We start from the raw sequence: 16,129 nt of genomic DNA, 5'->3' as shown, positions 1-16,129 counted from the left end.
AACTTCATTCTTGATTGAGAATCATAAGAACCTTTTTTGCACGTCATGAGAGGGAATATGTGTATATAAAATCATTTGGGAAAGAACTCTATAGGCTTCTTATGAACCATATTAATGTAAGAACAGGTAAACATGAGAAGCCGAGAAAGCGAATGAAAACGCTGGCTTACACGTTTTAGAAGCGTAAAGAGGATAACGGCCAATGATTTTTATACGTTTCACGAGCAATATCGAGGAGATAAGATTAGCAGCAAAGTGGGATGCCTCGTTTAAAACAATTACCTGAATGTTTAAGCACAATGGTGTGTTGTTTTTGTAGGGAAGATTTCTTCTATTTAAGGATTGCGCAAAGCAAAACGAAGACACACTGCGCAATCTCCATGAAATAGGGTATTTTCTCTGAAATCTATGAATTTAAGCCCATGCTTTCATATCCCTCGAACAGTGCCTTTGAGGAAAGACTTAGCGAACAAAATCAAAGAAAGTTAAAGGAATCTTTTAGAAATAGGCAATCTCTCTTATTTTAGCAGCATCAACATCTCTTTTTGCGTAAAAACAAATCTCCTATAATCACGCTCACACAACATATCAAGCGTTGCCAACAGAAGCAGAGAGAAAGAACAATAAAACAAATTTTATGAGATAAGATGTCCTGATAGCATAGTCATATTTTCTCCCCCAAACCTATTTTTCTCGACAGATAGGGCATTTCTGTTAAAATATTCGCTTTAAAAACTTCACTTTCATAATTGATTATTCTTTTGGATACTAAATAAGAGCACATCATGAAGATAGACCTTATCGGAGATGAACAAGGATGAACTTGCAACAAATTGAACCTAACATTTTTATCAGTGCTCAAATCAGCGTGGAAAATATTCAAACATTGGCGCAAGCTGGTTTTAAAACGATCGTTTGTAACCGTCCCGATCAAGAAGAGTCGCATCAACCTGATTTTTCTCTCATAAATGCGGTAGCACAAAAATATGGAATAAAAGCCCACTACATTCCCATTGTACCCCCTACCATAGAAAAATCAGATATTAAAACCATGCAAACAATTTTAAAAACAGCACCAAGACCTCTTCTTGCCTATTGTTACAAAGGAACACGCTCGATGCATCTTTATCGTTTAGCATGTCTTTAATTACGTGTTTTTAATCCGTTGTCTTAACCAACCAGCAAGAAACAAGCGATAAACTTCTGAATCATAGTAAAAGCCGTAAGATTTCAGAAGATTATGAAATAAGCAAAAGGTAAGACAATGATTAAATCAGATCTCCAGACATTTGATTCTCCCACCCAAAAACGAAAAAGTCATATATTGCACGATGTTTTGGAGTATATTTTTTTAATCATTGTCAGTTTAAGCGCTATTTTTGCTGCTCTCATATCCTTTTCAGATCAACTTAAGGCATATTTTTAAAAGTAAGCAGCCTATCTAACTCTGACAATGGTTGTGCTACCATCAAAATTTCTCTTGCTACTTTTTCATCCCGTTGCATTTGTGCAATTAGAGGCTCAAGTCCATCAAATTTTTCTTGTCCTCGCAAAAATTTTAAGAAAGAAACAGTGCAGTTTTCTCCATAAAGATCATCGTTAAAATCAAACAAATAGGTTTCCAGTAGTGGCATTCCATCTTTAACCACCGTTGGGCGACAACCAAAACTTGCAACTCCATCATGTAAAATACCGTTAGCACGACGTAACCGTACCGCATAAACACCATGTGCTAAGCTGGTTTGAGGCGCTAAAGTCTGATTAGCGGTAGGAAATCCCAAAAGCCGGCCGAGTTTTTCGCCTTGGATAATATTTGAGCGTACCCGATAATGATACCCTAACAAATGGGCTGCTTGTTCCACCTGACCTTGTGAAAGAAGCTGACGAATAAAGCTGGAAGAAATAAGCAACTGTTGTGGATCTTGTGGGTTACGCACGCAAGGAATTTGAACAACCTCAAATCCACATTTTTTACCCCTTTCACAAAGAAGGCGTGAATTTCCACTTTTGTGATGACCAAATTGAAAATTTTCACCCGTTACCACAACTGAAACATCAAAGGCTTGTTTTAAAATGAGGGTGATAAATTCATCTGCTGAAAGAGCAGCGAAATGTGCATCAAAAGGCTGTTCAATCACACCATTAAACCCAAGGATTTTAAAAATTTCTGCTTTTTCAGCAGCTTCTGTCAAACGATCGACAGGAGTTGAAGAACAAAAAAAACTTCTTGGATGCGGTTCAAAGGTTAAAACAACAGCAGGCTTATTTCTTATACGCGCTAAATCAAGCGCTTTTTGAAGCACCACCTGATGTCCACGATGAACACCATCAAAATTTCCAAGCGCCAACACTGCCCCTCGCCAAGCCAAAGGAAGCATACGAATCCCCCGAAAACGCAAAAAATCAGACATTACTGAAGTGCCCACATTATCGCTTGTGGCTTATAGCCATGATGTTCAATAAAAGAGTGCAAAGCTTGCTTATCTATCACACCGTTTTGCATATAATCATAACGATGAATACCCCCCATAATATAAAGGACATCAAGACCAAAATGGATTGCACCCTTGACATCGGTCAAAAGACCATCGCCAATAGCTAAAACCTGATTTTTTTCCATTGTCCCGCGAAATTTTTGTAGTTTTTCAAAGGCACACTCATAAATAGGTGCGTAGGGTTTTCCGGCAATGCGCACCTCTCCCCCTAATTGTTGGTAAAGACGCGCCAGTGCACCAGCACACCAAAACTCTTGATTTCCATAATGTACAATCACATCAGGATTGGCGCAAATAAACGGCAAATTGCGCGCTCGCATACGATGAAACATCTCTTCATAAGCAGACGGTTCTTCATCAAGATCTTCAAGAAAACCACTACAAACCACGACAGAGGCTTCCCATTCCTCAACCAGTTCACAATCTAATCCTTCAAACAACATCAAATCACGTTGCTGACCAATGAAAAAAACTTTACGCGGTGCAGAACGAATGAGATCGCGTGTTACATCCCCTGAAGTGATAATGGCGTCATAATAATCGCTATCAACATTCATGCTTTGTAATTGAGCAATGACATCTTCGCGCGGACGAGGTGAATTGGTCAAGAAAATGACATGTTTTCCCATCTGTCGAATTTTGTGCAACACTTTCAATGCCGGTTCAAAGGCGTGCACACCATTATGCACAACACCCCAAACATCACAAAAAACAGCGTCGTAATGTGCTATAATATTATCAATATGGGTAAGTTCATTCATGTTGCACCTGTTTATACATTTGCCATTTATTAAACTGTCTTTATATTGTGAAACTACTTATCGGAAGAGTATTCTTCTGTCATCTGCTTTCTCAACACTCTCTTTTTTCTTTATGGACACTTTTGATCATCAAATACGATCTCAATTCTACATAAGAAAGTATAACTTATAAAAAACATTATTTTATAATTTGTTGATTTTTTTATATTTTTTCTGAAATCATCATTATGAGAAATAATTGGGGGAAGATTCATTTATGAAATACAAATAGAGAGCAATCTTTGCAATTGTTTTTGCATTTTCTTGTTGTTTAAATTTCAATTTTTACGCTGGAAAGAAAGCTTCTTCTTATATTCAGCAATATAAGATACCATAAAGAGGAGAAGTATATCGTTCAACAAATGTGATACGCATCAACAAACTTTATGTTCCTGTATAGTTAATTGATCAAGGTCTTGATGATGGATAATAGGCTTATTATCCTCAATCTTATATTCCTTCAGGGACAGTCGTTTTAATTACAGCATCTCGCGCTTGGCTTTATGAAATCGGCGGATGGGTAAGATATTGTGTAAAGGATGGTAACATTCTTATAAAATTTCAATGGTACAATCCATTTTGGGGAGCAAAGGATTACCCCGCAACTGCATCCAACAAAGTAACAGTTGCATGTTTTATTTCTGTTGTGTAACTACAAAGCTACTAGAATATAAATAAATCTGTGCGCGCTGAATTGAGATATATGGGGGGAAGTTAATGAAAATTTGATGACGCGTCGTGATCGTGAAGAAGAAATTTCAGACGAAGCACAACCCATCCCATCCACTACACACACGAAAAAATATGGAAAATTGAAATACACAATCTTTTCCTTTCTTTTGGAAATTCGTGGACTGATTAAGGGGATATTAAGAATCATAAAAAGAGCAAATTATTTACTGCTTGGCTTTTGTTATGTTTGTTATGGATTCAGAGTATCAAACCAGTTAGCAGAAATATATAGAACGCCTTTCATATTTTTAGTAATTCTATTTCTCACTTTTGGTTTTGGCGCTTCATGTCTCATTTGGTTTTTGATGGACTCTTATTGCATTTAGCACCACCCGATATTGATCTTACACTCTTTGAGTGATGTTACATAAGAGAGTATGCTGTCACTACAAAACTGATACAGAGCGCGGTTCACTGGAAACGACTTAAGCATGTTGGTGTTTCACTGACTTTTTATTTTTCCTATAAATCTTTAAAGGTCAATGCGATTATAATTGTTATGATTTTTTCTCCACTCTTTTGGCTTGCCAAATTCACTAGACCGTAGTTCATTTTGTGCTTTTTGAGTGGCAGGTTATAAGTTTTTATAATTTGCTGGTGAGGGAAAATGATGCTGATTTTGTCAAAATCATCACTCTTTCTGCAAGCCCCAAGTGCGCCCGATCAACCTCATCAACAAACCGCTGTACATAATGACCCTGTTGAATGATACGAATTTGCCGACAAGTAACATTTTTACCCATTGTTTTGAGAAAAAGCCATGTTGTGACAAAGCTTCCTCTTTGTCATGTTGGTGCCTTAATCCCATTGCGTGAGAAAAATTGCCGAACAATTCTTTTTCTTTCCACTTCTCACCTATGAGGCTTTATCTGCTGATATGATCATTTTAAAAGGAATACTGCTTTTTACCTGTATCGCACTTGAAGAGACAGGCACGGGTTCTTCATAAGATTGCGTTCATAATGGTTGTGAATGAGAGATTATTTCTTGTTTATTTTATACTAAAGAAAAAAATATTACAATTAAACAGTAGTGTTTATTCTTTTTTTCAGCTATATGCCCATTTTATTAACTTATAGTAATGTTTAGAGGGGGGATAAAATAAGCGATCAGTTTACTGAGATTTGTGCTTTACAAAACTTATTCTCCCAGAACGTTATGATTATAACCCTGTTTTTTGTACAGGGCTTCTCGTTATTGGTTGTGAAAAAAAACGTGGCGTAGTGGAATTGAAGAAAGATGAAAATTACGCGACGAATGGGTTGAGTGTGAAGAGCCAAGGGAGATCTATGAAGCCATCTCGAAATTATAAAAGTGCTGAACAAGCATGTGGTGAATTTTTTATGGGGCATTAAAAATTGTCTTTCAAATTTCGTAAATCTGAAAGACAGAAGGGGAATTTATTTATGAACAAGATCATTATAACAGCATTGCTGCTTTGCACTGCAATTGTCGTTGCTGGTTGCGAGAAAACCTATAGCGTAGCAGAATTTAAAAAAGATAAAAAATTGATGGAAGAATGGGGAAAGAAGTGTGAACAGATGGGATTATCTTCTCTAGAGACATCCGAAAATTGCCAAAATGTCATACAAGCCGATATGGAACTTTTTCAAGAGCACTACAAAAATCTTGCAAAGGAACTTCGTGAAAATATCAAAAAGAGAAATGAAGCTGAGAAAAAACAAGATAACGATTAAATCATCGACAAAATATTTATGGTAACGTTCATTCTTTGCGCTCGATTTATCGTCATGGGTTACAAAAAATCTAATGTATAGGCGGGGTTGAAATTGTAGGAAAGCACAATGACCTGAATGTACAACTTTTATGGGGCGTTAAAAATTGCGCCCAAACTTCATAACTTTGAAAGACAAAGGGGGAATTCATTCATGAACAAATTCATTATTACAGCACTGCTTCTTTGCATTGGTCTTTTTGTTGCTGGTTGTGAAAAAACCTACAGCGTGGAAGAGTTTAAGAAGGATGGAAAATTACTCGACGAATGGGGGAAGAAATGTGAGAAGATAGGACCATCTTCTGTAAAGACATCCAAAAATTGTAAAAATGTTCAACAAGCGTATATGGAACTTTTTATGGGGCGTTAAAAATTGCGCCCAAACTTCATAAATTTGAAAGACCGAAGGGGAATTAAATCATGAACAAAGTCATTATCACAGCATTGCTGTTTTGCGTGGGTCTTTTCGTTGCTGGCTGTAAAGAAAAAATCTACAGCGTAGAAGAGTTTAAGAAAGATCCCAAATTACTCCAGCAGTGGAAAGAGAAATGTTTTATTTCAGGGGAGTTCGATTCTCAAAACTGTAAAAATGCAGAGCAAGCTGAACGTGAAACGCGTAAAAACAGTTGGCCTGAGTAAAGCTTTATAAATGACGATAAGCAAAAAACTGGAAAGAAAAAAGGAGAGGAACTCATTCATGAACAAAGTCATTATAACAGCACTGCTCCTTTGCACTGGACTTGGTGTTGCTGGTTGTAAAGAAAAAATCTACAACGTAGAAGATTTTAAGAAAGACGAAAAATTACGCCTCGAATGGGAAAAGAAGTGTTACTTAGGTGGGCCATCTATGCAGACATCTCAAAATTGTGAGAATGCAATAAAAGCGGGTAGACAACTTCTTTTTGGAGATTAAAAATTATACTCAGTCTTCGTAAATCTGAGGAAAAAAAGACAGTTGTAAAATTATAAAAAGTAATTGTGACAATATTGTTTTTGCTCTCTTTCAAGAGAGAGTGAATTTTGTCTTGAACGTCAAAGATGTCGGTTTCAGTAAATGAGGACCTCCTCTTTGAGGGGGTTTTCTCTCTTCATGGGAACAGCATATCATGACACATGCAACATGCTGGATTTGAGGTATGTTTCCATGGTTTTCATTCTAGTTTAGAAAATTGGTTAGCAAAAACAACCAATACCTTTTTGATGTAGAAACTGAGGATAAGGGAAAAGCAAAACAGGTTTTTATCATACAGTTTCTTGAAGGAGTATTGTGTCTTTATTGATATAAGGATTTCACAGTGTTTACGAGTGAAGATAGGCTTATATTGAAAGTATGTGTAAAAGGTTGCACGACATGCATACACCTCATGAACAGTCAACGAAATTTTGGGTTTGTTGAGTTGTGCTTTTCAATAGAAAGTGGAAGAGAAGTGAGGTATTTTAAAAAGGGCATTACGATTGAAGAGGGAGTGAAAATATTGAGTCTGATTGTAAAAAATGCGTATAAAAACAACGATTAACACAAGAATAATTAGACGCGACAATTGAAATTGGTACGTGATTGATCTGCTATATTAACATTCTTCTTTGGTCTTAAATTTGCGGTGCTTCTCTGGGCAGTTCACCAAAAAGCCAGGAGGGTATGTTTAGTGCATCTCTATTACGAGCGCTAAGACAACAAAAGCATTGATGCTGACGATCAACGTTGAATAAAGCATCGCGGTTTTTATAAGATCAGCCATAAGAACCTCTTTTTTGTTCTTTGTGGTATCAATTTTATGAATAATATAATGTTACAGCCTGTAATATATGCTGATACAACACATTCGGCAAGTTTAAAATTCTTCTTTAATCTTATAAGAAATTAAGGTGCTTTGGCACTGTGAAGCATAAAAAAGGTGAAAGATTTATTGTATTTGTCTGTTTTTTCAGTGTGTAGGTGTCGTCTGAAAAAACTTTTTTCATACAAGTCTTCTGATTGATTTTACGCAGTAATAAGATTGACTAAAGCTGCCTATGAAGGTGTATCCAATACAATCATTGATGATTATTGCAAGAGGGGAGCAACAGTATAGTGCGGTTCTGAATGTTGAGAGTTAAGATACATTTCTCAGAAAAAGCTTCGTTTTGCAGAGAAAATTATCATTCTTATGATTTCTTTTTCCTCTGGAGATCAGTGTAAAGAAGTGACTGCGATGGCAAATTATGCGTTATTTGATGATATGCGCGAAGATTGTATCGCACTAAAATGATGAAAACGTCTGTGTAGGAGTGAGTAAAGGGATTCTGGATTAAAAATTATGGAGCCTTACATTTTTTATGAACTCTTGAAAGGACTAAAAAAATCCTATACTATGAGTAGCTAATGCAAAGAAAAGCGAATGATAATTGAAAAAGGGAAATCTGTGGCTGTTTAGCTGTTTTTAGGTATCTTTTTTGATGTTGTCGTGTGGTCCATCTGTTCAGAGGAGTATTCTTCTTGTGTTTTGCGTACAATGCTTGTGTCTTATGCAGAAGAGAGCATGTGAGAAGAGTAAATCTTTCTGGATTTGTGCAAGCTGATCCTGTGGTGTGCCAAATGGCATGCAGGATCAGAGGCATGTGAAGTCAAAAGCTATGGAGGGTAAAATGCTGAAATCTTTAAAGAATTTAGATCTTTATATGCTACAAGTTTTTGTTGAGCTTATGTGGTAGCTAGTGCATAGTCGTTTTTTGCCGAAGATTTGAAATTCGTGATATCCGCTGCGTATTGGTTTGAGGATTTGTGGCGTTTTCTAGAATTGATATCGTGCCAATGGCGGTTTTTGAGCAAAATAAGAAAAATATGCTTTCATACAATGTGTTGAAAGTTAAACAGATATACGCTTTTAAGGATCGTCGTGTTGTTGTCGGTACAATAATTGCACAATGAACCCAATCGAGTGTATCAGCACGAAGAAAGGTTGTTTAATTTTTCTCATTTGAGATCAGGATTAGACAATACTGTTGAAGAGGGGAAATAAAAATGTCTGTAGTGCAATATGGTGATGAGAGCTTTACATCAAAAGCAAAAGTTCTTGATAATGACCTTATTGATCGTGAGTGGGCGATGACAAAATTTGTAGCTGCCGTGAAGGGGTTGGCACAAGTGATTGATTATGAAAGCAATATGCTAGAGAGCAGTGGCCTTCCAGATTATGAAGAAATAAATTTATGTAAAACACGTGGCTTACGTGATCTTAATAAATCTATGAGCGACATAAAACGCTATATGAATGAAGATATTGAGAGTGAGATCGAAAGCTTGTTAGCAGATTTACAGGAAAAATTACGTCGTAATAGTGAATTGCTTCAAATTCATTTGGGTGCAGTGAACGATCTTTCGAAAGCTATGCAAGGAGCTGCGTGTGCAAAAGAAACAGATTTGAAGCTGTGATCCAAGTTCATTCAATATCGGGCATCCTAAATAATTTAAAAGTACTTAGAGTTGTGAATTTATTGAGCAACTTCGGTTTCTTTTACTCTTTGGTGCCACAATTTATGCGGTTTTGATTTTCGCGGTTTTTGTTTTTGCATTGCAAAAAAATCTGCTCCTTTACTGTGAGAGAGATTGATTTTGGATGAGAACGCATTTTTCTCTTCTTTTGGTTGATTGTGAGGACTTTTCCTCGGAGAGTAGGGGCTCTCTGCTGTTGTTTTTAAGCAGAAAAATAGCTTTTTCACTTCCTATGGAGGTACCTTTTTATGGAATCTTTACTATGAAATTTTGTTCCTTTTAGGGGAAAACGTCTTTCGTATCTGTGTGTTATAAAGAAAGTGTATAAGTGAACCATCGATAGAGTAGGGGGGAGGTGTTATCCATTTTTGTAACATTGATGATGGGTATTTTTCATATATTATAAGCAAAGCATTTGATTTATAATGATAATTGATCATTTGTATTTTGAATAAGAGCTCTGAATATCGTAAGATTGTCTTATTGCAAATCCGTTGTATGTTGGAGCAATAAAAATTATCCATTTGCACGTTACAAGGGGAATTAGCGTGTGAATAAGAACATTGAAGAAAGGAGTCAAAATATCTCTTATGAACTATCTTCATGCAAGAGTAGTTACAAAATTGCAAGTTGATAAATAGTATGGTGGTGATGGCTTATAATATTTATTATAATCGCACGCTTCGTGTTGCTTATTCACGCTTTTGTCTTAAAGAAACATCTCTCCTTGTTCAAATTCCCATATTCCAGTGTCATTTATGAAAGGTATAACGCAAGATCTAGAGAGCTCTCACCATTTTTTATGCTTATTATGAAGGTACAAGTTGCTATCCTCGTTATATGTTCCAGTTTTGTATCTACTTTTGCATGAAGAGGATTCATAAAGGCATTTCGCGTTTTTTCTCAAATGTTTTTTTATCCATATGTTGCCTCCTCTATGATGTGCAAGCAAAGGATTTTTGTGATTCTGAATTAGAATGGAGGTGAAATACAAAGATTTTCTTGTATTTGGTGTTGGTGTACCCATTACAAGTTGCAAAACGATAAGTTATCATTATACATCAGTATATTTCTTTATATGCATTTTAAAGCTCTTAGTCTTCGAGAATGCATCAGGCATAGAGGCTTGATAAGCAAGTTGTGTTTGTGCTTCAAGCACCAATTCTTCACGCATAGAAGAGGTTTTATCAAAGTACGTGATGCAAAATTATCGCTTGGAATAAATCATGCAATATTTTCATTTTACCCTGTTTTTCCAAATTTAGAGAGAGACCTTTTTGGTTATTAAACTTTGTGGGGTCGCTAAATTTTATGGGAATGTGCGTTGGCTTGTGAAGATTGATAGTGGCTTGGCTATGGTCGTTTATATATCAGATCATGTTTTAATATTTTTGTATAATTTTTTTTGAGAAATGGAGATTTAATAAAAAAGGCAGTACATTGTACTGCCTTTTAGAAAAATTATACATTGGTTTTGTTTTAAAAACGATAGCGTATTCCACCGGAAAAACTTGTTCCAGATACACCAGCTTTTTGGAGTTTCTTCCGATAGCTCATATCACCATGGAGTGCGATATTTCGAGAGAGGTGTGCATTAACGCCAATGCCACCTTCAATTGAAGATCCGGTAGGATCACGATAAAATGTGTCACCAATTTTTATCGTTCCACCATCACCAAAAGTTTTAAGTACATTCAGTTTTCCATAGAAGGAAACAGCTTTGTTTTCTTCAGTGGAGGAGAGATTTTTTGTCAAACGTCCGCCAATACGTACCAACCATTGATGTGGATTGTTCATATCCACTTCAAAACCATCGGCATCTGAGAGAACATCAAACAGGAGATTTTGATAAACAAGTTGCGCTTGTGGTTCAAACATCAGCCCCTCAATACTGGTTGCTAATTTTTGTCCCACGATAGCAGATGCACTGAGCGTTTCAGTGCCATCTAGTTTTGCAGCATTTCCAATGAGAGCCGTGGTAATATTCCCATTCAGTTTCCCGTAGGAAATAAGTGTGTTTACGTATAGACCACTGCTATGTTGAATGCCACTGTATGCTGTGAGTGACCATTTATCAAGCGTAGTCTTTTCAGAATCTTCCATCTCCTTTGGAGTAAAAGCAAGTTTTCCATATGTTCCTAAAAGACCAAAATGTGTACTGATGTCTTTACCTTCCAGTGCAGCCAATACGACACCGAGTTGTAAAGCATTATAGTTTACATCAGCATCGTAGCCGTAACGCAGTGGGTCACGGTTGGAAAATAAAGTGACTTTTTCACTGTAGGAGGAGAAGAAAACGCTTTGCTTTTTACTCTTCTCTGCTCCAAACACTTTTGTGTGTATATTCTCTAACAGCGCGTTTTGATTGTTCACATCAGAAAATCCAGCGGAAAACAAAGCATTGGGCATGACTAAGTAATTTGCGACCTGTGGTAAAATTGCTCTGATCTTCTTCTCTCTATCAACGTAGGCATTCTGCAATCGAAAATCCCAGAAGTTTTTGTCATTTTTACCAAAGAGGTTTTGGTTTGCATGGGATGTCCCTGGTGCATAGGCAGTGAGTATGTACTTATAAGGCAAACCACCCATCGTCATATATTTCTCTGCTAGCTTGAAAGAATTTTCGTTAGCTTTCCCAGAAACTTGGATAACTGAAATGCCATGTGTCTCTAAAGGAAGTGAAGCCATGTGTTCTCCCCAAACAGAACTGCTATCAGTTATTTTTTGATTCTTTTCTAGGAGATTGATGTGAACAACGGTGCTTCCTGATACATCGCCATCTATAACAACACGATCGGTTTCTTGTTCCTGCACTGGAGAATTACTGCTCCATTTAGTGTTCAAATGAAACTCTGCATTCCCTGTTGCACTATAAGCTACTGGTGTATTAGGAGTTTTAACTTCTTGCTGCGGTTTAGAGCCTATAAACAAAGTTTGATAATGTCCTGCCATTGGTTTGTCAAACACAACGCTGCTGTTCGTGAGGCTTAGTGCAGAAAGTTTAGAGTATGATTTTTCATCGACATCAAACAGCTCATAGTCAGATGGATCTTGATCGTTATCTTCTGCTTCTTTACTAAATGGTAAGAGCCATGTTGAGTTATTGCTTAGATTAAAGATTGTTCTGTTATCTTTTCGTGTATTTACGCGACCTTCTAAAACAGAGTGATCCCCGTTTAAGGTAAAGGTATGCGGGGGAGCTTCAACAGTTTTTTTATTTTCCATTAATATATCGGCATGGATTTCTGAATCTTTGAGATTAACTTCACCGTTTACAGTTATTCCATAAATGCCAATACCAATGCCATTTTTAACGAAAAGTTTTGTATTTGTGAGCATCACCTTACTGACAATGCTTTTTTCTTGGACCTTATCACTTCCATCTTCTCCATTATGGGCATCTTGCTCTTCGGGAATAGTGTAGATGCCGCGAAAAACGATACCATAACCTCCATAGTCACCTGTAACATTCACTGTCGAATCCTTTAGGCTTATTGTACCACGCATGTTTACCAAGCCAACAGAAGGTGTTGTCACATTAATATCTGTTGCATGAATACTTCCACCGTTTGATGCATTCAATGCGATAAAGCCTGATGAAACTGTTCCTTTTATTATCTTTACCGTCGAATTTTCCTCTTGTGCATCTATGGCAACAAATTTGTCGTGAATTTTAACGTTATGCCGTGTTACAGTCTCACCATTTTGTACTTCAAGTGCAGAGTTCATATCCTCAATTTTTACTTGTTCTTCAGGCTGTTGAGGCGCTGCTTCTACTGCTGCTGCTGGTTTTTCTGGCGCTGGCAGTATCAGTGGTGCGGGCTCTGCAGATGTTGGCTGTGTAGAAATACGAGGACGAGATGGCGACTCTTCGGCTGTGGAACTCATAGGAGAGGAGTTTACACTTGGACGTTTTCTCGATTTAATTTTTGTTGTGTCTGTTGTAGAGTCTTCAACGCCATTTCGTATGGCTTTTGGCTCTGTAGGCCGAAGTTGTACATCTTCTGTAGATTCAGTTTGTGTCGTTAGAGATTGTGCACTCATTCGAGAAAGTTGCAGCTCTGGTTTAGAGGCAGAAACCGTATCTCTCGTTGTAAGTGTTTCAGGTAGAGTATTTCCAGCTTTGGGTTTTTCACTATTTCCTTCAGATACCATAAGCTTTACAGGTTCTTTAGACCTAGGGTTTGTACGCCTTACTCGTTTTTCAGCTTTCGAATTATCAAGAGAGTGTTTTTCAAGTGAAGAATCTTTAGAGGGGAGCTGTAATGTATTTGCATTAAGAGGATAAGAGCAAAAGAGAACTCCAGAAACTGTGTATAGTAAGAAGCTTTTTTTCATATGGGTACATTCCTAGGTATTCATTCCCCCTCCTTTGATAAAAAATAAAACCTTTAACTCATTTTGTTATTTTTCTAGGTAACAAAACAGGATATATAGGTGCTCCTTACTATTTCAAGATATCGATCAAAGTATTTTTAAAAGCGATAACGCATTCCACTGGAAACATGCACTCCAGATATGCCAGCTTTTTTGAGCTTATGTTGATAGCTGATATCGCCATGAAGGGCGATATTTTGCGATAAGTGCACGTTAATACCAAAACCACCTTCAATAGAGGTTCCCATAGAAGCAAGCTGAAAACTCTCATCAATCTGGATAGTCTCTTCTTTTCTATCAAAAGCTTTGATAATGTTCAGTTTTCCGTAGAAAGAAATGGCATGGCCTTTGTTTTGCGTTAAACGTCCGCCAATATGGAGCAACCATTGATAAGGATTGCCCATGTTCACTTTAAAGTTTCCATCATCTGAGAGAGTGCTAAGTATAAGACGCCGATAAACAAGTTGTGCTTGTGGTTCAAGCGTTATTCCATCAACACTGGTTGGCAATTTTTGACCAACGGTGGCAGAGGCTTCCAGTGTTCTTGGGTCATTTGCTTTTTTTGTATTTCTCGTGAGAGCGTTGGTGATTTTTCCCTTGAAAATTCCACAAGAGAGGAATGCACTTGCATACATGCCATTGTCATGCTGAATGTTTCCATATGCGGTGAGTAACCATTTATCAAGCAAACTCTTTTGGGAACCCCCTCTGTTTTTGGGAGTGAAAGCTAATTTTCCGTATGTTCCCAAAAGACCAAAATCTGTGTTGGTATTTTGATCTTCTAACGTTATTAATGTAAGACCTGCTTGTAATGCAGCATAGCGAATGTCTGCACGAGCACCGTCTTGTGGGGGATTAGGGGTGGAAGATAACGTAATCCTATTGCCATAAGTAGAAAAGAAAATCCCTCTCTCTTTATTATCTTTTGGTTCAAACATTGTTATTCGCATATTGTCTAACAATGCATTTTGATTGTTCATATCAGCAAATCCGACGGCAAACATCGCATTAGGCATCATTAAAGAGCTCGCAATTTGTGGCGTGAGAGTTTTGGCTTTTACTTCAGGATTAAAAAAGGCACGGGATAAAATTGCGTTTTTCTTATCATCTGCAAGCGTAGATGGTTTTTCAGTATCCTCAACAGCATTAAGCTTTGGAAGTAAATTCAGATGCATTTCTGTTGATGCGTTAAGAGTGGTTTTCGCTGTTGAGAAACTCATATTCGCATCTGGATTAACATCAACACTAGATTTATAATCTTTATTGACACTATGCTGTGGAATAACTTCATCACCTGTTATCGGGAATGAATTTTTCTTATCCTTACGTTGTGGCATACTAAGAGCAGGATGCAATTCATTAACGGCACGCTCTTTCTTTGCGTTGGAGTAAATGAGAGACGGTTTATACTCTTTAGATGGAAAAGAGGATCTTTGGGATTCTCCTTTGCTCTCACCTTTTGTTATCATATCGGTGTTCCAAGCATCCCTTAATTCTGCCCGCAAGGTATCGGAAAGCGCTTTGTTTTGTTCTTGTAAAGCGTTATCTACCGCTACTACTTCGCGCAACATGTTCGCTTTATTTTGCAGCTCATTCCAGCCGCGATTGTCTTGCTTCACCCATTGTTTGCGCTCTGCATCAAGGACGCTGTTGATTATCAGCATCAAGGCTTAATGCGCTTTGTAAAGCATGAGTAGCTGCATTGCTTCGTTGATGTAAAAAACCCTCTGCTGATTTTAATTGTTTCTGATTGCGTTGGCTAAGCACTGCGCTGGCTAGCAGCATGTGTTTTACATCATGATTGTGTTGGTTAACCATGGCACGGGTATATACATCATTGAGTTTTTATATGACACGTAGTTATGCTCACCAGAATTATAGCGACCGATACCTTGGAATTCTTTGTTAACGTCATTTTTTATTTTTTCTAATCCTTCTCGAAGTTCCTTACTGAAGTACGAATTTTCTCCCATCATGCCACCAGACGCTATATTTCAAGCTCTTCTGTTGTCGCTCTTGGAATGCTATTTAGAACCTCAAGATTGTATTGATTAGCTAGGGCGTTTGCATATACATGGCCAAGTTTTTCCATCAATACGTTGTGATGTGCAGAAGAACCATAGTAACCGGAAAATGAGGCTAACCTATTAATGCGACCTCTCATTTCACTTAAATCATTTTGAATTGCTTGATTGAAATATGGATTCTTTCCAACTCGACCAAAAGAACTCGTCGTTCTATGGTTGTTTGTTGCTGCTTTAGTATCGTTGATTAAAGTCCTTTGGAGGTGATGATTAAGCCCCTCGATTGTATTGTGGGTTTGAAGCATTTAAACCAGAGGCATTCCCTGTGTTATTGAAGCTAAAATAAGAAAAAAATAAAGCACAAGTGGCTGTGCATACTAAATGCTTCTTATGCATAAAAATTTTCCTGATATTTTTTCTTTTGTGATAAATTTATTAACTTTTAAATACATTACGCTTTTTTGTAATGCACAACCCATAAACAACGCCGCTTC

Annotated in this window: 15 protein-coding genes; 8 read left to right on the top strand and 7 right to left on the bottom strand. The window is 37.2% G+C overall.

Going from position 1 to position 16,129, the window contains the following annotated elements:
- The first annotated feature begins 817 nt into the window (after positions 1-817).
- Positions 818-1,147, top strand: coding sequence for a TIGR01244 family sulfur transferase (locus ACKC4Y_RS06630; protein ID WP_409360990.1), 330 nt, complete (start codon positions 818-820; stop codon positions 1,145-1,147).
- Between the two features lie 262 nt (positions 1,148-1,409).
- Here the strand turns inward: ACKC4Y_RS06630 and ACKC4Y_RS06625 are convergent, their stop codons facing one another.
- Positions 1,410-2,411, bottom strand: coding sequence for a bifunctional riboflavin kinase/FAD synthetase (locus ACKC4Y_RS06625; protein WP_409360989.1), 1,002 nt, complete (start codon positions 2,409-2,411; stop codon positions 1,410-1,412).
- The gene (locus tag ACKC4Y_RS06620; protein WP_409360988.1) at positions 2,411-3,256 is read right to left on the bottom strand and encodes a TIGR01459 family HAD-type hydrolase; all 846 of its coding nucleotides are present in this window, start codon (positions 3,254-3,256) and stop codon (positions 2,411-2,413) included. Before ACKC4Y_RS06620 ends, ACKC4Y_RS06625 begins: the two co-directional genes overlap by 1 nt.
- Positions 3,257-4,023: 767 nt before the next feature.
- Here ACKC4Y_RS06620 and ACKC4Y_RS06615 point away from each other — a divergent pair.
- Positions 4,024-4,353 (top strand): hypothetical protein, encoded by a 330-nt coding sequence (locus tag ACKC4Y_RS06615; RefSeq protein ID WP_409360987.1) that lies wholly within the window; start codon positions 4,024-4,026, stop codon positions 4,351-4,353.
- Between the two features lie 258 nt (positions 4,354-4,611).
- Here ACKC4Y_RS06615 and ACKC4Y_RS06610 read toward each other — a convergent pair whose 3' ends face one another.
- Positions 4,612-4,770 (bottom strand): hypothetical protein, encoded by a 159-nt coding sequence (locus tag ACKC4Y_RS06610; RefSeq protein ID WP_409360986.1) that lies wholly within the window; start codon positions 4,768-4,770, stop codon positions 4,612-4,614.
- A 663-nt stretch (positions 4,771-5,433) separates the two neighbouring features.
- Here ACKC4Y_RS06610 and ACKC4Y_RS06605 point away from each other — a divergent pair.
- From ACKC4Y_RS06605 to ACKC4Y_RS06580, 6 genes are all read left to right on the top strand, one after another.
- Complete coding sequence (locus ACKC4Y_RS06605; RefSeq protein ID WP_409360985.1) at positions 5,434-5,724, top strand: EexN family lipoprotein; 291 nt, start codon at positions 5,434-5,436, stop codon at positions 5,722-5,724.
- Positions 5,725-5,916: 192 nt separating this feature from the next.
- Positions 5,917-6,132, top strand: a complete 216-nt coding sequence (locus ACKC4Y_RS06600; RefSeq protein ID WP_409360984.1) for an EexN family lipoprotein — start codon at positions 5,917-5,919, stop codon at positions 6,130-6,132.
- A 50-nt stretch (positions 6,133-6,182) separates the two neighbouring features.
- Positions 6,183-6,401: an EexN family lipoprotein gene (locus ACKC4Y_RS06595; protein WP_409360983.1), complete on the top strand. Its 219-nt coding sequence runs from the start codon at positions 6,183-6,185 to the stop codon at positions 6,399-6,401.
- A 58-nt stretch (positions 6,402-6,459) separates the two neighbouring features.
- Positions 6,460-6,675: an EexN family lipoprotein gene (locus ACKC4Y_RS06590; protein WP_409360982.1), complete on the top strand. Its 216-nt coding sequence runs from the start codon at positions 6,460-6,462 to the stop codon at positions 6,673-6,675.
- 1,848 nt (positions 6,676-8,523) lie between these two features.
- Positions 8,524-8,670 (top strand): hypothetical protein, encoded by a 147-nt coding sequence (locus tag ACKC4Y_RS06585; RefSeq protein WP_409360981.1) that lies wholly within the window; start codon positions 8,524-8,526, stop codon positions 8,668-8,670.
- Between the two features lie 93 nt (positions 8,671-8,763).
- Complete coding sequence (locus ACKC4Y_RS06580; protein WP_409360980.1) at positions 8,764-9,174, top strand: flagellar protein FlgN; 411 nt, start codon at positions 8,764-8,766, stop codon at positions 9,172-9,174.
- Between the two features lie 1,539 nt (positions 9,175-10,713).
- On the opposite strand, the gene ACKC4Y_RS06575 is transcribed toward ACKC4Y_RS06580, so the two are convergent.
- From ACKC4Y_RS06575 to ACKC4Y_RS06560, 4 genes are all read right to left on the bottom strand, one after another.
- Positions 10,714-13,572 (bottom strand): autotransporter outer membrane beta-barrel domain-containing protein, encoded by a 2,859-nt coding sequence (locus ACKC4Y_RS06575; RefSeq protein WP_409360979.1) that lies wholly within the window; start codon positions 13,570-13,572, stop codon positions 10,714-10,716.
- A 137-nt stretch (positions 13,573-13,709) separates the two neighbouring features.
- A complete protein-coding gene (locus ACKC4Y_RS06570; protein WP_409360978.1) occupies positions 13,710-15,275 on the bottom strand; it encodes an autotransporter outer membrane beta-barrel domain-containing protein in 1,566 nt (521 codons plus the stop codon).
- Complete coding sequence (locus ACKC4Y_RS06565; protein WP_409360977.1) at positions 15,250-15,429, bottom strand: hypothetical protein; 180 nt, start codon at positions 15,427-15,429, stop codon at positions 15,250-15,252. The genes ACKC4Y_RS06570 and ACKC4Y_RS06565 overlap by 26 nt, the downstream gene beginning before the upstream one ends.
- A gap of 169 nt (positions 15,430-15,598) precedes the next feature.
- Complete coding sequence (locus ACKC4Y_RS06560; protein WP_409360976.1) at positions 15,599-15,940, bottom strand: hypothetical protein; 342 nt, start codon at positions 15,938-15,940, stop codon at positions 15,599-15,601.
- Between the last annotated feature and the right edge of the window lie 189 nt (positions 15,941-16,129).

The organism is Bartonella heixiaziensis (genome assembly GCF_046245125.2).
In the GTDB taxonomy this organism is placed as follows: domain Bacteria; phylum Pseudomonadota; class Alphaproteobacteria; order Rhizobiales; family Rhizobiaceae; genus Bartonella; species Bartonella heixiaziensis.
This window is presented reverse-complemented; position numbering and strand designations above follow the sequence as displayed.